Below are 22,506 nucleotides of genomic sequence, written 5' to 3'. Positions count from 1 at the left end.
TCGAAGCTGCAGGTTGCCAATTGCTGTATCTGCCGCCTTATTCCCCCGACTTTAATTGCATTGAAAAGTGTTGGGCTTGGCTCAAAAGCCGCATTCGCAAAGCCTTGGCATCTACTCCATCACTACGAGAGGCAATGGAAGCAGTTCTCAAACATGCAACGGCTTGATCTCGATAGTATCAATGCCGCAACCTTTCAGGCGACCGCTATACAAGCCGTGTTTTGAGCCATCTGCGCAATCAAGACTTGCGTGTAGCGCAGCAGCACCGCACGCACGGCCGGATAGCGATCAAACGCAGCGAGTAAGACCGGCGCCTCGAGCTTGATGGCGCTGCCTGTTATCTGCACCACGTAGGCTGTTTGTGTCGTTGCCTTGTGACCCAGCACGGCGTTCAGACCAATCATTTCACGGCTGCCGACCAGCCCTATGGCGGCGCTGGCACCATCACTCATGGTCAGCGTAATCGCCAGCACACAATCTAAAGGAAAGTAGAGCGCAGCGATGACGCTCTCTGGCTCGTGCAGACGCTCGCCTTTTGACAGCACGACTGTTGCCATACCGGGCGCTAACTCAGTCACGATCGCTGGCGGTAAAGCACTGAGCAGGCGGTTGGTCAAAGTCATGCGAGCCTTCTAAGCTTTACTTCGCATTGTAGGACCGGAGCTTACACCTTATAGACAAAAGACCACTGGCACGCAGCATGGCGGCCTAACGACTGCAATCGGGGTGCTCAGCATGGCTAACGCTTAGTTGGTGCTGCTCTTTAAGGGACAGCAGCCCTGGACTCTGGCTCTCCTAACCCTTGGCTAGACTGAGCGCTCTGCAGCAAGCGCTCTAGCACCAGCAACAGTAACTCTAAATCGACTGGCTTCGTTAAATGTTCGTTGAATCCAGCCTGTAAGGCTTGCTGACGGTCCGCTTCGCTCGCCATCGCGGTCAAGGCTAGCACTGGCACTCGCCCCCCAACTGTTGGACTCAGCGCTCGCAGCCAGGCGATGAAGTCATAGCCAGTGGTGCCAGGCATCGCGAGGTCACTCACAACCAGTTGCGGGGGCTGGGCTAAAAAACTGGTCTGAGCCGCTGCGACACTGTTTGTAGCGCTGACCACCGCACCCTCGAGCCTGAGTGCAAAGGTGAGCAGCGCCAGACAATCTGGGTCATCATCAAGCACTAGTATGGGCACACCCTGTAAGTGATGCAACTGCGCCATCCCGGTCGTGTACTCTCTGCTTGATTGAAGTCATGCAGGTAGAGTTTACCTTCTTTTTAGATCGCTAGGCAATAGCTGCAAGATCGCCTCTACTAAGGGTTCCGGCTCGATGGGCTTCGTGAGAAAGTAGTCGAAACCAGCCTTGAAAGCGGCGGCTTCACTGTACTCTCGGCTATAAGATGTGACGGCAATTGCGGGTAGCTGGCGGATACGAGTAGCCGGCGCTTGACGCACTTGCTTGAGCAACTCTCTGCCATCCAAATCGGGTAAGCGCAGATTGCAAACCAGAATCTGAGGGCATTCTTCGTGGAGCACTCGTAACGCTTCGAGCGCGGTCGTCGTGACCGTCACGGCGGCGCCCTTGTCTTCCAGCAAGTAGGTCAGTAAGACTACCATGTCTGGCTCATCCTCTACCAGCAGTACTTGAATGTCCTTCAGTGGCTGAAGCTTTGTCATGGCTGCTTCTTTTAACATTTAATAGAGACGCACACGGCACGAAAGGCGTCTTCATACCTTTTTAACCTCCTATTCTAACAAGGTAGGCTAGGCTACCGCTCCTCTAGGCAGGCGGTCAGTGCTTCAACGAAACGCCCCGAACCACTTGGGGTGGAGCCGCGACCCGTACGAAAGTTTAGCATATGGGACTAAAGTCCTGCTGTGTATGGCTTTCAGCGCTCGGCTCAACAGAAGGCTAGTTTTGTTGGATAGTTGCACCCCGGAGCAGCGGTGCAACGCAGAATGAAGGTTTCAGCCTCGAAAAAGGGACAAAAAGGCCGCTGTACTACCCCTTTCTCGACATGAATTAGTCCAAACTGTGTCCAGATTCACTAGTACACCCTCTGGACACCTTTTTTTATACGATGGCTCCCTCCTACTGGCTCCGCGCTGCGAAAACCAAGCAGCGCTGGCAGTCTCTACAAGATTGCGTACTTCTTTGAGACGCACTTCAAGCGTAGGAAAGAGGGGAATGCGTTTCCTACGCATCTAAACACTAAGAATGCCTACAATAGCTTGCTAGCAATCGTTATAGACATTACTTCAATCACCCCTAAAATTGGTGTGATCAACCACCTGCGACCCGAGATTTATAGTTCTTCCCTACGAAAGGCGTACTCTAGGGAACTTGCACTCTCCTAGGAGACTTTGAATTCAGGTGAAATGTCGAACGGATAAGGACTGGTGGCTGTTTTCAAACTCATGATTGTTTAGCAAGCACTATAGCAAAGCCTAATCTCTGCTTTATCCTGCAAGGAGTTCTGTTCAGCGGTAGCGCCAGCCATGACTCCTAGAACGAAACCCGAGATGGGTGATTTGATTTGGGGGCTCCGTCAATAGTTGGTTCTCATTCAGAAGAAGTTCGTAGCGATCGCCTAGCTGCTTTGAGATCGCGACAAATATTTACTTAACGCTGCTGCGGAGAAGCAGCACCAGTAACGCTATCGAAACGAGGCACTCCGCTTTCACTCGTCAGGGTCATAAATCTCTTTATAAAGAGGGGGTATAACAGAGTAAATAGTAACGCTTGTCATTGCCAACCCCTGCCCTTAATCACGGCTCACTGAATGGAGAGTACAAAGAATGGATGTAGCGCTGCTGGTTTCAATTTTGGCTCCCTGCCTACCTTACCTGTTGAATCTGGGGAACAAAGCGGCTGAGAAAGCGGCTGAAAAGGTGGGTGAAAGCACTTGGACGAGTGCACAAGCGCTGTGGTCAAAATTACATCCGCAGGTGGAGGGAAAGGAAGCGGCAAAGGAGGCAGCAGAGGATGTGGCTGCGAATCCAGAGGATGCCGATTCGCTAGCAGCATTACGTAAGCAGTTGGCGAAGCTTTTGGATAGCGATCCGGCTCTCGCAGCGGCGATCGCCCCCCTCTTAGAAGAAGCAAAGGCAGTAGTCGGTGGTGTGCAGATTCAGCAAAATAGCGAGGGCGATCGAAATCAGGTAATTGGTCAGATGAGTGGTAGCAGCAAGGCAATCGGCTCGGTGGATAGCAACGTCACGATGTAGGTGCAGCGATGCAGAATCGGAGTTAACTCCATTTATGCCAGATACTTTTGCTTCGTCTTAGTTCAATGACCAATGACCCAGACTCATCACCTGACATCCAGCAGGACATTAATGGCGATCGCAACCAGAACATTGCCTGGGGTTGGTGTAGCCTTGTCTGTTTATATGGTGAATGCAATCGTATCAACCCAGTAGAGGAGGCTTTAGGCAGGGTTCTGATTCTAGAACAACCAATACAACCAAGCTATGAGATGGTTAACTCAAAAAATCAATCGCCTGTTGTGTTGGCTTCAGCATCTCTTCAAACGAAAGCGTCGGGCACGCCTGCCCCTGACTAACTACCCTCTGACTTCCAAAACCCACATTCAGCAAAATAGCCAGGGCGATCACACCCAAATGGTTGCTCAAATGTCAGATGGGACGCTGATCAACAGCGTTGAAGGGCAGGTAGTCCATATAGGTGACAACATTTATCAGTTTGACCAAGAAACGGGTAAGCAGGTTTTTCAAGAGAAATATGGTGATCCGGTGCAAGGTCTTAATGCTCTGGCTGCTCTGATGCAGTTACCGGAAGTGCAAAAATCTGTGACTACGTTTCGGGTCGTATTTGAAGCAGCTTGTCAGCAGATTGATGTCATTGCTAATTACAAGGCGTTACATGACCTACTCCATAAGCTGGAATTGCATTGCTATAACGGCATCGTCCAAGAATCAAAACGACTTTCAGAGAACAGTACAGCCCTAGTCAGTTTGATAGAGCATGACCTTACCTTAAAAAACCTTCTAAGAGGTATTCAGAAAATAGAAGATAGTACAATCCTGGACAATTTGATAGAGCATGACCTGACCCTGCAAAACCTTCTGAGAAGTATTCAGAAAATAGGTTCAATTGAAACAATTTCAACTCATGATAATCAGTGGTTAACTAAACTACAAGAAGCGCAAGTAGAACTGCATTCTGCTACCGAGAAAGGGGAGATTGAGTACCTACGGCGAAGTATCTGGTTATTGAACCGAGTGCTGGCAATTCAACCCTCTCGTATTAATACTCAGCTTACTGGTGCTGCTCGATCTCTCCGGGTACCCAGTTTAGTAAACACAATGCAGTCTATTGTCGAAAAAATGGCAGATGCCAATCTGGATCAGGAGAAACTACAACAGTTTCAGCAAGGAGTTAAGTCACTGGGAGTCTTAAATTCGCAATTGACTGCTTTGGTCAGCCAGCATGACAACTGGCAAGTCTTTGATCTGGAATTGAGGCGGATTGAAGCCAACTTGGATCAGGATATGAATGAGCTAGAAATGTCTTGGCCCGATCTGCTAGAAGGAACAAAGGGGTTATTCAATCTAAGCACTGACCAATGGATGGTTACATTTCAACAAAACAGTCAGGACCTAGATACAGCTCTCAAAGGTCAGGATCCGTTTATCACTAAGCGGTGCTTCCGCGTGTATTGCAGACAGGCGAAAGAGCACTTTTATCAAGTTGATTTGGCGTTGAAAGGTGTGTGTGAGGAACTGCGAGAGGTTGGTGGGGCAATAGCATCAGTATTGAGGATGATTGAATGAGTGATCCTATACCCAACTCAAAATCAAGTACAGAGGCAGAAAACAAGCGGTTTCCTTCCCTAGAATCTTTGCGTACGGTTCATAGTAACTTGCTCAAACTACATCGAGAGAGCAAAAATGAGCCTAATGTATTGATCGAGATTGAACAGTTTATTCGCAAAGGAAAAGCTACGGGAGCGGTTTTAGCTAGAGAGAACGAACGTTGGTCGGTCCAGAGCCTTCTAGATTACTGGAGTTCGCTTTTATACCGCGCAGGAATTGAACCACCAGATGCTACCTTAGCTGATTCTGATTTACCTCTTGTACCTGAGCCAAGTGATGCATTTGATGATATTCGGATTGCCCAGTCCATCGCTGGCAACCAGAATCAGGTGATTGGACAGGTTTTCAGTGGGACAATAATTAGCCATGTTGAGAACCTTATCCAGCATTTTCATCTGTCGCCCCTAGACATTTCCCCCCTCACAAGATTCTGGGAATACTGGTCGCAAGAAACTGAACCATCACTCAGTCCAAACCTGGTGATTGGAGGGCGAGAAAAAGAACGCGATCGCATCATTAGCTGGCTGCGGGGTAGCCCTAGCCCACTTTCATTACAGGCTGACTCAGCTGAGGAGTCGATTGCCTTTTTAGCAGCCGTTGTTGAAAATTTAGATGACGAGGAGCGTACCGCAGTTTTATCGCGTGCAGTTGTCGTCGAGGGCGCTACTGCTTGGCAGAGCCTGATCATTTCCTCTGACCCACTCATCCTGGTGGCGCGACTGAACCAGCCAGATGGCATTGGGCGAGCAATCAAAAGCGGGCATCATGTCTTTATGCCGTCGGGGCGATTGGGGTCTAATGATGCATCCCTTTTACCGCGCATTGTTCGGGATGCAGCGGAGCAAGCGCTCAAGGAAATGGGGCTTAGCCCCGATCGAGCGCGTAATCTTGCAACCCTGGCTCGACGCAGCCTCTCGGCTCTACGGCGTAAGCTGGCAGTTGCCCGCCATATTCAACAACCAGCATGGGCACAGGCAAATAACGCACAGGCTCTCCTGTCATCCTTACTAGCCAGTGCGTGGAATGCTTCTTACGAGGGCGATCGGAATGCTTTGGCACAGTTATCAGGAATACCTTACGAGCAGCTTCAGACTATCCTCGTGCGTTGGGCGAATGAGCCTGATCCACCCGTGCGGCGGGTCGGCGATCTTTGGATGATCGCTGCTCAAGAGGATGCTTGGCGGCTCATCGCACGTTATTTGACGGATGATGACTTACAACGCTTCGAGAACGTCGCGATCGCTATCCTGAGCGAATTTGATCCAGCCTTTGAACTGCCACCGGAGCAGCGTTATGCAGCGAGTGTTTATGGGAAAGTGCTTACTCGGTCAGGACGACTTCGCACAAGCATTGCAGAAACACTGGCGCTCATGGCAACCCTCAGTGCTGAAATCCCCTTCACTGCCAACAAAACGGGTGAAGACGTCACCCACAGAATCACTTGGCAATTGATGGAAAAGGCGAAGTATGACGAGGGGCTCTGGGCATCGCTAGCCCCTCAACTGCCCCTTCTGGCTGAAGCCGCCCCCGATGTTTTTTTGAGAGCAGTTGATGCAGGCTTGGCTGGAGAAACCCCGACCCTGATCAGCTTATTTCAAGACCAAGATTCAGAGGCAGCATTCATTAGTTCTTCGCCTCATACCAGCCTGCTTTGGGCCTTAGAAACGCTTGCCTGGCATCCTGACTACTTAAGCCCTGCAGCGTTAAGTTTGGCGCGTCTAGCAAGTCTAGATCCGGGTGGTCGTCTTGTGAATCGACCGGCTAAGAGCCTCCGAGACATTTTTATCTGCTGGCATCCTCATACCACTGCATCGCTCGAAAGCCGTCTTCGTGTGCTTGATACAATCCATAATCGAGAGCCAGAGGTTGCTTGGCATCTGTTGCTGAACCTCTTGCCAAAACACCACAGTGCAGTTTCTCCCACCCACGGAACTAAATGGCGAGACTGGGTACCTGATTCACGAACAAGAATCACGGTTCAGGAGTATCTTGAGGCTACAAACGCGATTCTGAATCGACTCCTTGCTGCTGTCGGCACTGATCCAACACGTTGGTGTCATTTGATTGTGGCAGCAAGCGATATGACGGATGAGCAAAGAGAGTTACTGCTTCAGCACTTGGAAACCTTCGATCCTCAAACTCTCTCTTCAAAGGAACGTGCTGCGCTTTGTGGTTGTCTTCGTCAAGAAAGCACACGCCATCAAGATTTTCCAGACGCAGACTGGGCCATGCCTAGTGAACATGTTCAACGTTTGGAGGCGGTCCGCACTCGTTTTGAACCAGATGATCTAGTCGATCGTTACTGTTGGCTGTTCAGCTATCGTGTAGAGTTACCAGGAATGCTTCATGGTTCTTGGGAAGCGCGCGAAAATGTTACCAGAGGACTGCGGACAGAAGCCTTGCAGGAAATTCTTCGCACACAAAGCTGGCATGGAGTGATGAAGCTAGCGGAGCAGGTCAACGAGCCTGCACTAGTGGGTAAGACTCTGGCAGAAGCAGAACTAATGCCGATCGATTTCGGTCTTTTTCTGGAGACTAATCTTGGGGCTGCTGCGGTATGGCGTCGTCAGATGACTCAAAGTTTAGTAGCAATTAATGCTTACAAACGTGGTGAGCCGTGGATTGAAGCTTGCTTAAGTGCCAATCTGAACCAATGGCGCTCAGACCAGTATGGAGACTTTTTACTATGCCTTCCGTTCAATTCCTTTTTACTGGATCGATTGGATGCGGCGGCTGAAGAGGTTCAGCACCACTTCTGGAGCCATACACAAGCTGCCAATTTCCTTGACCCAGCTCAGGCTGAACGCGTGCTGACGCAACTGCTCAAATTTGAAAGACCCCACTTTGCCATCAATCTGCTTCAGTGGGCTCTCCAACAAACGCCTGAATTATTCTCACCGGAGCGCCTAGCTGAAGTCCTGGAAAGAGCGGTTCGGACGCCTCCAAGCCCAGACTTTGATGCCTCTTCGTTCGCTTATCACTCTGCTGAGCTACTCAACTACCTGGAAAAGACAGGTTTAGAACGCGATCGCCTCGCTGAGCTAGAGTGGCTGTATCTCCGGGTTCATCAGCATTCTCGACGTCCCCGCATACTTTATGGGGAGTTATCAAAAAATCCAGCTCTCTTCGTCGAAGCGCTCCAGTGTATCTTTCCTGCTCAAAACGAATCCCCAACAGAAGTATCCGATAACACCAAAGCCTTTGCACTGTTGGCGCTGGATTTTTTAGAGTCGTGGAAACAAATGCCGGGAGTGCAAGACGATGGTTCGGTTGATGGCGAAGCGCTCCGAACATGGGTAATGCATGCAAGGGAACTTGCTGCCGCCTGCGGTCGAAGTGAGGTGGCTGATATTTACATCGGGCAGTCGCTTGCCTTTTCTCCGAGCGATCCTGATGGGATGTGGCCCCATCAAGGTGTACGGGATTTAATTGAGGAACTGGCAAACCCAGACCTTGAAGACGATTGGCAAGTTCAGATTCTAAACAATCGCGGAGTGACAGTTCGAATGCCTACCGATGGCGGCGAGCAAGAACGCGCCCTCGTGGAACGGTATCAGAATGACGCAAAGCAAATGAGTAATCGATGGCCGCGAACAGCTGCGGTGCTTCGAGCAATCGCAGCTAGTTATCAACGTAGTGCCACAGAACACGACCAGCAGGCAGAACTAACCCAAGATTTCTGGCAGTAAGGATAGCAACAGACTCTTCATTCAATGGTTCACATTCGAAAAACCGAATTGGAAAATCCGAGTGTTCTATCTGCATCAAACGGTTTTGCATCTCCCAAACTCTCTATTTTCAGGGCTAAATGGCTTAGTTTTAGCAGCGGAGGCTGACTTGAAAATCCCCCACTAACATCAAATTAGTTCCTAACTCGTATGAAACAAAATGCGAGCCCTGCTTTGGACAATACAGATTCTAGACTGCGGACTGTTCCAAGAACCTCGATGCCAAAAGACGAGAAGAGCTAAGCAAATATAGCAAGCTGTCCGGAATCCTGTTGATAAGACTTGAATTCTACTGTTAATCAAATTAATTGAAGGAGCTTGCCCTGAATGAGCGAGGCCTATCTTTTTCAAGCCTTGACAGAACCTGATCGCTTAGAAGTGCGAGACAGGGATGGTAATTTTTTTGCCCTTTTCACTTATGGCGCGTACACTGTCACTCTCGCCGGTCCTGAACGGACTCTCTTTGAAAGAGAAGAGACAAAAGGAGATGTTTCTGTAAAACATACGATATGGGTTCGCACATACCCTAAACCTTTTACTGGAGAGCTAGATACTGCTTGGTTCGAGAAAGCTCTTGAAGCAAACAAGCAAGGAGTACCAGATATCTTGGCAATTGCGATGCAGTACATTAAAGGTGCACCGCCCATTTGTGATGATATTGGCTTGCAAATCGCTGGTGATGCGGAGTATGGACCAAAGTCTGAACCAGGAGAAGATGGAGTTCGAAAAGAAGGTGCAGACTTTAACGATTATCTTAAATTGCGTTGGAATTTTGAGGGTGAAGAAGAATCGCGTCCTTTAGATCGTGAATTCTACCCTCTCAGCTTAGATTGCTCAGGCTTCATACGGATGGTTTGGGGATACAGGCACAATTTCTCGGGGTTTGGTTATACCGATAATCTCCCTCTTTCCTATAAAATTCAACCAGCTCGCAGTCCAATTCCGATTCCGCGACGGGCTAGATGGATTTGTGAAAGTGCACCAGGAATTAAGGTTATTCCAAATAATGGTACGCAGGTATCTAAATCTGACTTTGAGAAGCTGAGGATAGGAGATCTTGTATTTTTTGATGGTGATACAAGAGATACAGAAAAGAGGAAGGAAAAGGGCGTCATTGACCACGTTGGGATATTCATAGGTCTTGATAGGGGAAAACATCGTTTCATTTCAAGCCGTAAACGAATTAATGGTCCAACCTTAAGCGACTTTCATTCACCATCGTTGCTTGATGATAATCAGTACTATGCCAAGGCATTCCGTGCTGCACGCCGGTTTTGACTCTCATCGTTTTCAACTCAAGGATTCCAAACTGCCTTAGATTTACAACCAGATCTTTACTTCCGGGCATACTGCTCACAGGCCCACTTAGCTTCCTTGGTAACATCAGTAGTTGGATTGATAAGGGTAGAGTGATGCTGCAACTGCTTGCATGCGATTTGGAGCAGATTTTCCCAGGATGCCACCCAATCAACTCGCCATAGGCGCACCATAGAGTCCCTACCACCGCTGACAACCTGCTTGCCATCAGGGCTAAAGGCAACCGATCTAACTATATCCGTGTGCCCAATCAAAGGTTGACCGATGGGTTTGCCAGTAGTTGCATTCCAAATTCGGATTGTTTTGTCCCCACTGCCGCTGATAATTTGCTTGTCATTAGCACTAAAGGCAACTGAGTAAACTGTACCTCTATGCCCCCTCAGGGGTTGACCAATAGGTTTGCCAGTGGCAGCATCCCAAAGTTGTATCGTGCGGTCTACACTACCACTGACAATCTGCTTACCATCAGTACTAAAGGCAACTGAGTAAGCTCCTTTTATATGCCCCTTCCAGGGTTGGCCAATCAGTTTACCAGTAACGGCATCCCAAAGTCGTATCGCACTATCGGCACTACTACTGGCAATCTGCCTACCATTAGCACTAAAGGCAACTGAGTAAACTGTACCTGTATGCCCCCTGAAGGGTCGGCCAATGGATTTGCCAGTGGCAGCATCCCAAAGTCGTATCGTACTGTCTACACTACCACTGACAATCCGCTTACCATCAGGACTAAAGGCAACCGAATAAACCGTATTGGTGTGCCCTCTCAAGGATTGACCAATGGGTTTGCCAGTGGCAGCGTTCCAAAGTCGTATTGTACTGTCTCTGCTGCCGCTGACAATTTGCTTGCCGTCAGCACTAAAGGCAACCGACCTCACTGTATTGGTGTGACCGATCAAAAGCTGACTAATGGACGTGTTACTTACAGCGTCCCAAATCCGGATTGTTTTGTCCACACTACCGCTGACAATCTGCTTGCCGTCAGCACTAAAGGCAACCGACCTCACTGTATTGGTGTGACCGATCAAAGGTTGACCGATCGATTCGCCAGTAACGGCATCCCAAATTCGGATTGTTTTGTCCACACTGCCACTGGCAACCTGCTTGCCATCAGCACTAAAGGCAACCGACCTCACTGTATTGGTGTGACCGATCAAAGGTTGACCGATGGGTTTGCCAGTGGTAGCGTCCCAAATTCGGATTGTACTGTCTCCGCTACCGCTGACAATCTGCTTGCCATCAGCACTAAAGGCAACTGAGTGAACCCCGTTCTTGTGACCGATCAAAGGTTGACTGATGGGTTTGCCAGTAGCGGCATCCCAAATTCGGATTGTTTTGTCTCCGCTGCCGCTGATAATCCGCTTGCCATCAGCACTAAAGGCAACTGAGTGAACCCCGTTCTTGTGACCGATCAAAGGTTGACTGATGGGTTTGCCAGTGGTAGCGTCCCAAATCCGAATTGTTTTGTCCACACTGCCGCTGATAATCCGCTTGCCATCAGCACTAAAGGCAACTGAGTAAACTGGCTTCACATGCCCTGTTAAAGGCTGACCGATCTGCTTGCCCGTGGCAGCATCCCAGATCCGGACCGTATTGTCTCCACCACCACTGATAATCCGCTCACCAGTAAGACCTAAAGCAATTGAGTAAACTTTGCTATCCTGTGGCCAAAGATTCTGCTCTTGAGTCAACTGGACTGCTTTCAGCAGACTGCCATGAATTGAGCGGGATATTGAGTAGTTTGGAAAACGAACAAACGAGGACTGTCCCAGTCTGATTGCTGCAATAGCATTAACCATAGCCGTGACGGGTTGGGAGTCCAAAAGTGCATCTGAAGTAATAGTTAATTGCTCGACCCGTTGGCGTTGTGTCTGTTGCAATTGGTAAAGAGCAGCACTAGCCAAACTGATCGCAAAGAGTGAAAGAGTGACTAACCCTCGAATTGTCCACTGCTGGAATTGCTGCTGCTGCTTTTCTTTTCGCTGCCAATTTTGTTCTAAAGCTCTAGATGCAACAAAAAACTCTGCTTGCAGCGGCGTCATATTATCTCCAGCTCTTTGCTGGTAACGCTTTAGCAAATCTAGATCCGGAGGACGCCACAAGTTTCCATCGGGACGACTATTGCCATCCCAATACTTTGCGGCTTCCTCTAGCCGTCGCTGAAATCGAATATCGCTCCGACCATTGTCCAACCACGTCTTTAGCTCTTGCCAATGCTCAAATAAAGCTTCGTGCGTCACTTCTGCCGTTTCTAAATCCCCCTTAGACGCCAGTGTAATCAGGCGGGCGCTAGGGTTAGAAAAGCGGGTAAGCACCTGCTTGACCTGTTCCAGACTAGTTTGCTGGGAGACAAGATCTCTAAGTTGTGTACGGCGGCGTGTATCTTTTGTCCCTTCTCCTAGTTGCACTAGTCCCAGAAAAATCCGGCGGGCGATTAGCTGATCTGCATCACTTAGACTTTCATAGATGTGTTTGGCTTCTCCTGCTAACGCACCGCCCACTCCTCCAACGTGCTCTAGTGTGACTGCCGGATGCACCCCCTGCTTCAGTCCTTCCCAAATACGCGTAAGGGCAAACTGTAGTAGAGGTAAGGCTCCCTCCCGTCCTGCCGTTTGCTCAGCCAGCAGTCTCACTGTTGCTGTGTCCAAGGGACACCGCGCATTCTTGGCTGGTTGAGCGATCGCTTCGTACAGGCAGTCCTCATCCATCATGGGTACTAGGAACCCTTGAGATGAGAACAGACGATTCATGATGGGATGCTTTTGGGTTTCACCCAAAAAGTCACTCCGCATCGTGAGAATGACTGAGGCGTAGCGAGAGTCGTCGCTTGCTGCATAGAGCAGCGTCGCAATGAACGCGTCTCGCTCCTGAACATCCTTGCAAAGTGAGTAAACTTCCTCAAATTGGTCCACCAGGATGATTAGTGGTACTGTGCCAATTTCCGGTAGGACATTGGTAATACGTTGCAGCCCGTCGTACTGCCCTGCTTTATTGACTAATCCCAGTTCTGCCGCAAATTCGCGGGTCTTCTTTACAGGGATCGGGTCATTGTCAGCAATGCGGGCTAGCACTGTTGCCAATGCTTGAAGCGGTTGAGTCCCGGGCACCAACACGGCCACCCGTGCTCGGTCACGTCCGGGCAGGGGCTGTTGTCCGAGTGCTGGAATTAGCCCAGCTCGTGCAAGAGACGATTTACCAGAGCCGGAAGGACCATAAATTGGTAGCAGGCGAATGGCTACATTCTGCAAGTGCCAAAACTGTTCCCAGAGGTGCTGAATGTCTGACGAGCGCCCGAAGAAATTTGCACTGTCTTCCTCATGAAAGGCTAACAGTCCCTTGTAGGGGTTGGCATCAATCTCGGTTAGGTTACTTGTTTTGGCTTCTGAGGAAGATCCCTGTGGGAATGAATTGATAATCGCTTCTCCCCCACTCACATAAACGACGATACCCCCATAAATCTGACCAATGCTTTGGTTGTGATCGCCCTTTAAGTCTTGCTGAATCTGGAGGTTGGCATCGGCGGGATTAGGTGGGGAAGGCACGATCGGCTCAGACATCAAAAGCGACCCTTTTATTCGTTAATTGTCAAACCACCCTGCACATGACCAAAGACGTTACCGCCAGCCACTTGACCAATCACCTGGTTCTGGTTACCCGTTACAGTCTGAATAATTTGCGTTGCGGGAGTGCCATCGGGGGCGTCTGTTTGCAGAATGCTAGCGATCACTGCTGCCAAATCTGAGTCTTGTTCCAGTAACTTCCTCAACTGCACTCGCAGTGATGCTTGTGAATCTTCATCATCGGGATGCCTGGCGACATCCACGACCGCTTCTTGCGCGGCTGCCTTTGCCTCCACTTTGGGATGTAGCTTTGCCCAAATCGCCTTCGCCTTACTCCAGGCATCCTCCCCAAACTTTTCCGCTGCCTTTTCGGAAGCTTTTTCACCCAGCTTGAGCAAAAACGGCAGAAAGGGAGCGAGGAACGCGGTGAGTAAAGCGATGTTCATGAGCGGTAGGAAGGGTGAAGGCAGTGTTGGAGTGCGTTAAAAGCAAATGAAACCGATATAGTTTCATTGTTGCCATGAAATAACCTATCTCCCATGACCAGTACGGGTGATTTAAGATTCCCCTCATGATACTTAGAGATGCAGCGTAGTTGAGTAGGAAACCACTGCCATGGCACCTAATCCTTTTCCTGCAAACTTGTGCAAGCCTGGAGGAGCCGATCGACTTGGTCTTCTGCCAGGCCCGCAGAAGACCAAGGATTGCCCGCTGAGGTAAGGTGAAGCAATCTTAAGGTGATCGTGGTTGTCTACTGCGGTAGGGTCGTATCTGCACTACTGCCAAGCGACGCAGCCGTCCCAGCAGCTCTGGTCATACCTGCAACTTAGCCTTTGCTGAGTAAAATAAGCCAGCTGAGCATGGTGATCGCCGTGTTAACGGAGCCTCTAGGCTGCTGCTGTGGGGGCAGCAAGCTTACCCACTCTTTAAATAGAAGCATCCCTAGCTAGGAGTGATTGAGGCAAAGGTTCTAGCCGTCCTGTGGCACTTGGTTGCCACCTCTCTACCCTTGGGTCTCCTAGAAAGCCTTTCAAGCCTACCGTAATACCAAAGTACACAAATAAGGCTCGGAGCCGCTTGTTGGAATGTTGGAAAAGGTTTCAGCAGCTCATTGGAGTGTGTGAAGCCAAAGCCAGGGCAGTCAAGCGTTTCAAGACATGAGTGCAAACTCGCTAAAACGACATCAATCGTTACTAATACTTCCTGGGTTACGTTTGGTGTAGTATATTTGTTCTCATACATTTAGCTGAGAGGTGAACGGATGGATCTCGCCGTGGTGCTGCTCCAGTCAGTAAAAGCGCTGGTTCGCTCTGAAGAGTTTGTCAGTCATCCAGCTTTAGCAGATGAATTAAAGGCATTGCTGACAATGCATGGTCTACTGCAGCCTGCGCCTATCACCTCCAACCCCTTGGAGCCGGAGAAGACGCTGCTTGATGCCTTTGCACGTTTTATCAATTCTGAGGGTTGTCAGGGTAACCGCACTCTTGTCAACAATCTACGGTCAGCACTCAGGCTGTACGTGTTGCCACATTTTGGCTTCTCAGCGGTGGCGCTGAAGAAGCTGGATCTGGTTTTGCAGCAGTTCCGGGTTGAAGATTTTAGGGGCATCGAGACGATCTTTATAGCCAACACAAAAGTGCCACTCGAATCGAAAGCCATAGTGCACGGTACTTTTAGGGGCTATAAGTCGTCACTCCTACGCTTTCTAGCCTGGCTACAGAGTGAGAAACTCTATCTCAGTGGTCCTGAGCTACCAGCTGTGGCAGACAGTAACTATGCACCGAGACTGGGCAATGGTTCAAAGCAAAAACCGTTCGCCAATTTAACCCGAGCGCGCAAAGGCAAGCGTTGGCGGCGAGCCGATCCCTACACACTCAAAGAAGCTGAACTCAATCCAACGTTGCTCAAACAGTTAGAAGCCGGTCCACGGGAACTCACTGCGGAGGATTTTAATTTGACGTGCTTGCAAAAATTTGTCAAAAAAACAACAGACTGGCTGCCAGACTATGGCTTGCATTATTTTCTGACCGCTAAAGAGGTCTCGAAACGCCGAGATCTCCCCCTTCGAGCGGTGACATTCCGAACGCGACGGGGCGATATTTTACGTTTTCTGGGCTGGCTGAAACGATACAAAGGCGTTCCGCTAACAGACCTATGCCTAGAATCGATGGCAGACAGGGATCTTTTAGAAGAATTTGTTTGTTGGGGCATTAATGAGCGGGGGAATACCTATGCTTGGGCAGTACAATATGCCGCCGCCAGCCTCAATATCGCTAAGTGGCTGCATCACAAACGCTCTAAAAAGCTCATGTATGAGGATGTCACAGCCATTACGACCTTGAGAGACTATGGACGCGATTTAGACCACAAGCGCAAGCTACAAGGGACTAACATTGAGGCGGAAAAAGAGGAGAAATTTCTGACCTTTGCAGAATGTGAACAACTCCTCGCTTATTTGAAACAATGTTGTGCCCCCAGACGCAGATACTATCGGGAAGATGGCTCCTGCCGTAGTACAGCAGGGCGCTCTGATCGGGCCATTATCAGTGCCTGGCAGCATTATCTCATTATCGCCATCTTAATTTATTGCGGTCTTCGGCAACGGGAAATTAGAGAACTGGAACTTGGGAAAACGCTCTTTAGGGAAGCGGATGGTTATTGGGTCAAACAAGCACCTGATGATCACAAGATCGGCTCAAAAACTGGTAAAGGCAAGGAGTTCCAACTACCAGAACATCTCACCGAAGATTTAGATGAGTGGTTCAAGGTTTGGCGACCCAAAATGTCGATGCAAGGACACAACCAGGTCTTTGCACTGGTAGGTTCCCAGGCTCATCCTGAGGCTATGGGTAAACCATTCACGGAAAGTTTACTTGGTAATTTTGTCACGCAACGGGTCTATAAAGCGACATCGTTTTTATTCCAGGAGCCGAAGCGCGTCAATCCTCACTTCTTCCGCAATCTTGCCATTACGCACCAAAGAATGCACGGCGATCCCAGCCAAAAGGAGCCACTTGCCACCATGATGGGACAATCCGTTGAGACCGCAGACAAGACCTATAACTTGATGACTCGCCGTGAGCAGACAGCCAAAGCGCGAAATTGGTGGAAGTCGCCATCGACCGGAATACTAACTCCCTAGGCAAGAGCGGTTAGTCTTTTCAGCCTACGACCCAACGGTTGAGTGACCTAGATTTAGCTCAACGAAGCCTCAGTGCTGCCTGTTGGTCAAGAGTTACGAAAACGCCGACCATTTTGCCATGTCAAACTGAAAGCACACGGCATCTCACCAGCTGCTGCTGACGCTTATAAGCCAATGGAATAGTTAACGGGTCAACAGTGCTGATTCAACTGGCACAAGCGCTTCTCTTTACAACCGCCACCTTGAAGCTGGTTAGTCCATTGGATTCATTCCCCCCGCAGAAGGGCATTGCCTTTCGTTCACCTCATTTATGTCAAGCAGAGCTAATGGAGCCAGCACGCGAGGCTCATTGCCAAGGCAGCCGAAAGCTTTGAGACGGTGCGATCGACCCATCTACTGACTGGATGTCAGGCGCGATCGCCTGCGACAGCAACTGCTTTAGCGCCGGACTCAAGCTTACTCCCAGTTTAAGCTTCAGGAGGTCGTTAGTAGCCAGCTCGTCCAACGTTTGATAGGTCAGTTGATACTCCAAAATGGCAATGACTTCTTCGAGCCATTCATCGGGTAATTGGCCTCTCAATTCACGGCGGATCTGGACGATAGCAGGGTTAGTGTTGGCGAACATAGGACTCCTTCAACAGTGATGTGTGGCAGCGCGAAGCGGTGATGTGTCGGTGATGTGAGGGCTGCTGTCTAAGGTGCTGTGTGACCGCTGTGACAGCACACATCCCTAGCTGTAGTCCCTACTGCGTCTAGGTTTCAGACCAGCGTACCCATGCCGCCTTGGAGTTGAGGGGTGAGAAGGTTTCGATCAGGTGCAACGCGATCAACTCCAACAGCAATGCCTGCACCTGCTCACTGTTTAAGCCTTGATTGCGGCCCCAATTTTGCCGCACGTCCCGCACCGTGATCGACCCTTTCTTGCGGAGATACAGGGCCAGACTTTTGAGTTGACCCGCAGGCATTGCCTCCATAGGACTGGGCTTTGACGTGGGTGCCGGCTCTGGTGCGTCTGCCTGCCAGCAGTCCTGTAGCCAGTTGTTCACCTGAGCCCGAAAATCAAACGGTGGCGCTTGTTGTTGTGGAGACGTAGGTGGCGCAAGCGGCTGGCTTGGCAGTGACGACCAGTGGGTAAAGTCGGTGATTTTGCGCTCAATTTGCGGCAGCGTCACTGGCAACCACTCGGCATGACCGGGTAGCTTCAATTTGCCTTGACCACTGGAGACCGGCTTCCGCGTCGTGGGGTGAATCGTGGGGATGAGCTCTAATTCCAGCAGCGCCGCGTCCCGTAAGCGGGCAATGCCTTTGGCATCCCCTAGTGCTGTCAGAGTCCGATCGTGCGCGACAAACAGCGGTGGCATGAGCACTTTGCGACTATCGCTCATGGCGGACTTGAAGAACTTACTCCCGATGTCACCCGGCAGGCGATCCGCCCAGTTCGTCATCTCTTCGGAGACCACGCTGGTAATCCGCTGCTGCTGCCGTAAGGAATCTTGCCAGTCTTCCTCGGTTAAACCGGAGCGGTTAAACTCCTGATAGCGGCGCTCGATTTCGTCGAGGTACCACTGGAGAAACTCGGCGATCGCGGGGTAGTCCATCCCGGCACCAATATGCCGGATGCCCTTCCACTCGTGGTTGGCAGCATGCGGGTCGAGCAAAATCACTTGATGCCCCGCTCGCACCTTTTCCATCACCAGATAACGCGCCGTCCAACTTTTCCCCGCTCCCATGCCACCAAACAACAGGCCTGGATATTCGAGGAAGTTTTGCAAGTAAGCGGTAGGGTCAGCCGTGGGCTCAGATGTGGGTGTGACAGGCATTGCTGACTGCGTCCCAGTCGTGGGTTCTCCTACTGGTGGGTTAGCCTGTGGCTGTGATGGCGCTGTTACTTCCTGATAGTCCGCATCTTGGACCTCTGACAGATAGGGTGCCATCTGGGGGTAGAGCCGTTCGGCAGCCTGTAACTGCGCCACCTGTTGGTAGCCTTCCAGTGCAGCATGATGGGCGATCGCCTGCAGTTGCCCTTGCTGCAGACGCGTTTGGCGCTCCCACTCTTCGTACTGACGACGGTAATCGCGTCGGGTCTGGGTCAGCAGCCAGGCAGACACGCAAAGCCCAGTGCCGATTAAAGACAGCGGAATTTTGCGATAGGCGGCTTGATAGGCGAGCTGGGTGCCTAGCAAGCGCACCGTTTCGGGCTGATGCAGGTAACCGCTGACGGCGAGTGCGGTACTGGTCACTCCAGCAGCCAGCAGTCCCAGAATCTGAGGCAGATAGGGGTCTTTCACCGCAAAACCTCCTGCACCTGTTGCTGCACTTGCTGTTGTACCTGTTGGCTGGTGTGGGCCAGTTGGTCAAACCAGCCGGTGAAGAGGGCGACGGCGAGAGCGATCGCTAGGGAGAGTAACCGGGCACTGCGAGACAAATAGGCAGGGAGTGCCAGGGAAAGGAGACAGGCGATCGCTCCGATCCAGTAGAAGGGCAGCAGCACTGTCACCCACCGGGCGATCAAGGTGACAGTGATACCCAGCGCAAACAGCCCCATGAAGCGGCTCATGCCTTCCAGGGCATAGTCGATCCGATCCGGTGCGGGGATGTCCTCTGGCTCGTAGTAGTCATCGGACGGTGGCAGCATCAGCGGTGAGTCATAAGGGTCAAACATGCTTCACCTCACACTCGAAAGAAGTCTTTGACACCACGCCAGAAACCTTTGCCAGGCTTGCCAGCGGTGCCGTAGGTCAGTCGTTCTTTGCGGGTCTCGGCCTGCCGCCGCAAGGCTTCCTGCACTTGCATCTGCCGTTGCGCCTGGGGGACTTTCTCGCTGATTGCTTTCGCGCGGTTCTGATGGCGCAAGTGAATCAACTTGATCGCACTCTGGAAGTCCAGACGGTTGAGGTCGTACTCGGAGCGGTATTCGGCCTCCAGCTTCTGCATCCCGTGCCCGGCTTTCTGGTTGAGCAGTTGTAGATGCTTGTCGTAGCCTTTGGAGAGCAGCCACGCATCTAAGAGGCTTTTGTCGATTTGCTTAGAGCCTCTCTCAACTTGCTTCAGCACACGTTGGACAAACTGCTCGTACTCGACTTGTCCTTCAATCAGCGTCGTGAAATGCTTTTCCAGGATCGGCAGCACGTCCTTCAGCCGTGTCATAGCGGTGGCGCGATCCGCAAACAAAGCCAGTTCGTGGTCACTCATCTGCGGCAGTCGTGCTAAGTCGATGCCGAAGTAGCGGTTAGCGCGTTCAGCCAGTGCGCCAGCATGGGGCAAGAGATGTGACTGTAGACCCTTGGGACCGCTGCTGTAGCCTTTGGCTCTTGGTGCGGACATTAGTGACACTCCTTGGTTTCAGAAGACCAGAACAGGAAGCTGCTGCGTTGGGTGTCGCAGAGGGGGGAGCGTGGTACGACCACAACCCGCTGACCAGAAGCCCCAGCCAGAAAGCCGAGGCCGTAACCAAGCAACACAACGCCCAGCACGGCTACAAGACCAAGCAGCAAAGTGTGGAGCGGTTCACGAGCGGTGTTTAGGCGCTCAGCAGGTGGTTGTGCTTGCGCCAGTGCTGTTTCAAGTGGGGTGAAGGTGGTACTGCCGTCCGGTTGCTGTTGCACTAGATAGGGAGTTCCAGACTGATCGGCCCAAACGGACAGCTTGGCGGGTGCAGCGGGCGGTAAGACTTTAGGGTTGGGCATGGGTGGAGACTCCAAGAAAGTTGCTTGCCAGCCAACCGGTCTGACCCTGCCACCGCACGGGCACCCACACCACACCGTCTTGCTGGACGCGTCGATCGGGCGGCAGTTCTATCAGGTCACCGTGCATTAAGACGCCTAAGACGGCACTCTGCAGACTGGGCGCGGCGCGGAAGTTTGCCGCCAGGCCAGGACTCTGGATCGGGGCGATCGGGAAGGTAGTCGGATCGCTAGGTAGTGACGCCAGCAGTAAAGGTGTCGCGACGGCTGAAGGTGCTAAGGGACTTATAGCAGCGGCTTCTGGCTGTGGTCTGGTCGCCTCCTGCTGGGATGCTTGTGACGGAGTCGGCAGTGGTGAGATGGCAGGTGTAGCAGTGGGATTGGCTGCGGCGGTTGAAGCTGGTGTCTGCTGTTGCGAGAAACCAAAGCCAAACATCAACAGTGGAAGGGACAGCAGTCCCAGAGCCAAGGGTAGGCCCCAGTGAGTCGTGGCTTTGGGCTCTGGTGGGGGCACTGGTTGCAGAGTGAAAAATTGTCCCTCGGTCGGGTTAGGGGGCTGTGGCATGGCTTTAGCACCGTGAAGGGGGTCGAGACTGACTGAACACAGGGGCTGACAGACGCAGAGTGCAGCTTACATCGGCAACGCACCGGCAGCCGTGTAGGGGGCGATCGCCAGAAAACTGCTGGTCAAGTCAGGCACCTCTAGCGCATCGTCTAGCAGCACTGCAAAGTCAGCGCGCTGGTTGGGGTGTTCGCTGAGTTCTGCTACCAGGTATTGCTGAATGCGGAGTTGGGATTGCCGCAGACGCTCGGCCATTACTTTGGCGGTATTGCGCTCAAACTGAGTCAGCTTGGCATCGAAGGCAAACACTTGAGCGTTGATGGTGTTCACACCCGTTTGCGCTAGTGCCGAAATGGCATGAGCGCTCTGGTGATCCAGCTCAGACAGCTGTTGCTGTTGCTGCTCAGCGTTAGGGTGGGGGCGCTTGGCTTTGGGTTTGTGTCCGTTGACGGAGTCTTTGAGGGCGTCGGTGTTAAGGGGCATGGGTTTCTAGCTCCTGAAGCAGTAGGGTTTTGAATCTTGTGAGCGAGCGATTTCGTTTGAGCCAGTACACTAATCGAACTAAAAGCCGCAAATCCTGCAGCTCATAAAAGCCATAAGCATTCGTAGAAATGCAGAGTTGCTGCGTCCACCATTGGAGCGTTCGGTCAGGAACCGCTTTCCCACGATGCCGAGCTAACTCAAGCTGCAATTCCCGGAACGTGTACCAATCTGACTCAATTACCTCTGTAGTCATGGTTTCCGTAGTTTTCATTGCGTAGAAATTGCGGGATGGTTGTTGGCGCAATTGCGGTGCAATGAATCTTGTATTAAATGCTAGCATAGCTTCGGAAGCTAGCAAATAGCTTCCGAAGCTAATCCCAAAAAGCAGAGGTGAGAGTATGATTTCGGAATCACAGATCCTTTCGTTTGACGAAATGGCACCAACTAAAAAGGAAAAAGTCACCTTTACCTGCACCGCCGAAACAAAGCAGGCTCTGGAAGTGTGGGCAGAAAAAGAAGGTCGTACCATTTCCAATTTGGTCGAGCGCATCGTTCTCTCTGCACTTGCAGTCACGGCAGAAGAGCAAAAGCAGCATCAATGAGGCGATCGCGATGACAACGCAACTCTTACACCCGCCACAACCAAGACCAGCAAAGGTGATCCATAACCTCACATGGGAGCAGCTGGAGGAAATTGACCGTTCCTTGGAAGACTTTCCAGGACTAAAGCTCATTTACCTGGACGGCACGCTTGAGATTATGCCGATTAGTGAGGAGCATGAAGAGGCGAAAGCCACCATGCGCATTCTGTTAGAAGCTTACTTACGAGCCAACGGGATTCGGTTCTACAGCCGTGGCGGTCCCACCCTGGGAAACAAGGATCAGGGAGCCAGAAATGAGCCGGATGAGTGCTTTAACATTGCCACGCGAAAACAATACCCAGACCTGGTGTTTGAAGTGACTGTCACCAGTGGCGGCGTTGACCGCTTAGAGGGCTATCGTCGCATGGGCGTGGTTGAGGTGTGGTTTTGGGAGGATGGGGCGCTGTCGATCTACCACCTCCGCGCTGATGGTTACCAGAAAATTGCTAACACTGAGCTGCTGGAGAGCTTTCCGCTTAAACTCTTCAATCGCTACATCACCTATCACGATCAGTATGATGCGGTGACGGAGTTTTTAGCAGCAACGCAGTAGCCCTCGTAA

At 51.2% G+C, this 22,506-nt stretch carries 22 protein-coding genes; 9 read left to right on the top strand and 13 right to left on the bottom strand.

Annotation, left to right across the window (positions count from 1 at the left end; genetic code table 11):
- Positions 1-167 (top strand): transposase (locus H6F86_RS31405; protein WP_190455809.1); only part of this gene is annotated, 167 nt, incomplete at its 5' end.
- A 27-nt stretch (positions 168-194) separates the two neighbouring features.
- Here the strand turns inward: H6F86_RS31405 and H6F86_RS31400 are convergent.
- From H6F86_RS31400 to H6F86_RS31390, 3 genes are all read right to left on the bottom strand, one after another.
- Entirely contained in the window at positions 195-623 is a 429-nt protein-coding gene (locus H6F86_RS31400) for a Crp/Fnr family transcriptional regulator (protein WP_190455807.1), read from the bottom strand.
- Between the two features lie 140 nt (positions 624-763).
- Positions 764-1,210, bottom strand: a complete 447-nt coding sequence (locus H6F86_RS31395; RefSeq protein WP_190455804.1) for a response regulator — start codon at positions 1,208-1,210, stop codon at positions 764-766.
- Between the two features lie 45 nt (positions 1,211-1,255).
- Complete coding sequence (locus H6F86_RS31390) at positions 1,256-1,666, bottom strand: response regulator (RefSeq protein ID WP_190455800.1); 411 nt, start codon at positions 1,664-1,666, stop codon at positions 1,256-1,258.
- 1,122 nt (positions 1,667-2,788) lie between these two features.
- On the opposite strand from H6F86_RS31390, the gene H6F86_RS31385 reads away from it, so the two are divergent.
- From H6F86_RS31385 to H6F86_RS31365, 5 genes are all read left to right on the top strand, one after another.
- Positions 2,789-3,217, top strand: a complete 429-nt coding sequence (locus tag H6F86_RS31385) for a hypothetical protein (RefSeq protein ID WP_190455797.1) — start codon at positions 2,789-2,791, stop codon at positions 3,215-3,217.
- Between the two features lie 65 nt (positions 3,218-3,282).
- Positions 3,283-3,555 (top strand): hypothetical protein, encoded by a 273-nt coding sequence (locus H6F86_RS31380; RefSeq protein ID WP_190455794.1) that lies wholly within the window; start codon positions 3,283-3,285, stop codon positions 3,553-3,555.
- Between the two features lie 58 nt (positions 3,556-3,613).
- Positions 3,614-4,786, top strand: a complete 1,173-nt coding sequence (locus H6F86_RS31375; RefSeq protein ID WP_190455791.1) for a toll/interleukin-1 receptor domain-containing protein — start codon at positions 3,614-3,616, stop codon at positions 4,784-4,786.
- Positions 4,783-8,517, top strand: a complete 3,735-nt coding sequence (locus H6F86_RS31370; RefSeq protein ID WP_190455788.1) for a hypothetical protein — start codon at positions 4,783-4,785, stop codon at positions 8,515-8,517. The genes H6F86_RS31375 and H6F86_RS31370 overlap by 4 nt, the downstream gene beginning before the upstream one ends.
- Before the next feature lie 366 nt (positions 8,518-8,883).
- Positions 8,884-9,834 (top strand): C40 family peptidase, encoded by a 951-nt coding sequence (locus H6F86_RS31365; RefSeq protein ID WP_190455784.1) that lies wholly within the window; start codon positions 8,884-8,886, stop codon positions 9,832-9,834.
- A 56-nt stretch (positions 9,835-9,890) separates the two neighbouring features.
- Here the strand turns inward: H6F86_RS31365 and H6F86_RS31360 are convergent, their stop codons facing one another.
- Both H6F86_RS31360 and H6F86_RS31355 read right to left on the bottom strand, forming a co-directional pair.
- Complete coding sequence (locus H6F86_RS31360; protein ID WP_190455781.1) at positions 9,891-13,430, bottom strand: PQQ-binding-like beta-propeller repeat protein; 3,540 nt, start codon at positions 13,428-13,430, stop codon at positions 9,891-9,893.
- Between the two features lie 14 nt (positions 13,431-13,444).
- Positions 13,445-13,879: a hypothetical protein gene (locus tag H6F86_RS31355; protein ID WP_190455778.1), complete on the bottom strand. Its 435-nt coding sequence runs from the start codon at positions 13,877-13,879 to the stop codon at positions 13,445-13,447.
- A gap of 815 nt (positions 13,880-14,694) precedes the next feature.
- Here H6F86_RS31355 and H6F86_RS31350 point away from each other — a divergent pair.
- The gene (locus H6F86_RS31350) at positions 14,695-16,575 is read left to right on the top strand and encodes a site-specific integrase (protein ID WP_190455775.1); all 1,881 of its coding nucleotides are present in this window, start codon (positions 14,695-14,697) and stop codon (positions 16,573-16,575) included.
- Positions 16,576-16,921: 346 nt separating this feature from the next.
- Here the strand turns inward: H6F86_RS31350 and H6F86_RS31345 are convergent, their stop codons facing one another.
- From H6F86_RS31345 to H6F86_RS31310, 8 genes are all read right to left on the bottom strand, one after another.
- The gene (locus H6F86_RS31345; RefSeq protein WP_190455772.1) at positions 16,922-17,200 is read right to left on the bottom strand and encodes a hypothetical protein; all 279 of its coding nucleotides are present in this window, start codon (positions 17,198-17,200) and stop codon (positions 16,922-16,924) included.
- Between the two features lie 127 nt (positions 17,201-17,327).
- Positions 17,328-18,863: a hypothetical protein gene (locus H6F86_RS31340; protein ID WP_190455769.1), complete on the bottom strand. Its 1,536-nt coding sequence runs from the start codon at positions 18,861-18,863 to the stop codon at positions 17,328-17,330.
- The gene (locus H6F86_RS31335) at positions 18,860-19,237 is read right to left on the bottom strand and encodes a hypothetical protein (RefSeq protein WP_190455767.1); all 378 of its coding nucleotides are present in this window, start codon (positions 19,235-19,237) and stop codon (positions 18,860-18,862) included. Before H6F86_RS31335 ends, H6F86_RS31340 begins: the two co-directional genes overlap by 4 nt.
- A gap of 8 nt (positions 19,238-19,245) precedes the next feature.
- The gene (locus tag H6F86_RS31330) at positions 19,246-19,899 is read right to left on the bottom strand and encodes a hypothetical protein (protein WP_190455764.1); all 654 of its coding nucleotides are present in this window, start codon (positions 19,897-19,899) and stop codon (positions 19,246-19,248) included.
- Entirely contained in the window at positions 19,899-20,261 is a 363-nt protein-coding gene (locus H6F86_RS31325; protein ID WP_190455761.1) for a hypothetical protein, read from the bottom strand. The genes H6F86_RS31330 and H6F86_RS31325 overlap by 1 nt, the downstream gene beginning before the upstream one ends.
- Positions 20,248-20,823, bottom strand: coding sequence for an SH3 domain-containing protein (locus tag H6F86_RS31320; protein WP_190455760.1), 576 nt, complete (start codon positions 20,821-20,823; stop codon positions 20,248-20,250). The genes H6F86_RS31325 and H6F86_RS31320 overlap by 14 nt, the downstream gene beginning before the upstream one ends.
- A 66-nt stretch (positions 20,824-20,889) precedes the next feature.
- A complete protein-coding gene (locus tag H6F86_RS31315) occupies positions 20,890-21,303 on the bottom strand; it encodes a hypothetical protein (protein WP_190455757.1) in 414 nt (137 codons plus the stop codon).
- Positions 21,293-21,574 (bottom strand): hypothetical protein, encoded by a 282-nt coding sequence (locus tag H6F86_RS31310; RefSeq protein WP_190455754.1) that lies wholly within the window; start codon positions 21,572-21,574, stop codon positions 21,293-21,295. The genes H6F86_RS31315 and H6F86_RS31310 overlap by 11 nt, the downstream gene beginning before the upstream one ends.
- 127 nt (positions 21,575-21,701) lie before the next feature.
- Between H6F86_RS31310 and H6F86_RS31305 the strand changes: the two genes are divergently transcribed.
- Complete coding sequence (locus H6F86_RS31305) at positions 21,702-21,905, top strand: hypothetical protein (protein WP_242033790.1); 204 nt, start codon at positions 21,702-21,704, stop codon at positions 21,903-21,905.
- A gap of 10 nt (positions 21,906-21,915) precedes the next feature.
- Complete coding sequence (locus tag H6F86_RS31300) at positions 21,916-22,497, top strand: Uma2 family endonuclease (protein WP_190455752.1); 582 nt, start codon at positions 21,916-21,918, stop codon at positions 22,495-22,497.
- The last annotated feature ends 9 nt before the right edge of the window (positions 22,498-22,506 follow it).

This window comes from Phormidium sp. FACHB-592 (assembly GCF_014695795.1).
Classification (GTDB): Bacteria; Cyanobacteriota; Cyanobacteriia; order Leptolyngbyales; family Leptolyngbyaceae; genus Stenomitos.
Note: the sequence above shows the minus strand (reverse complement) of the source record. Positions and strands in the feature narration are given on the sequence as shown.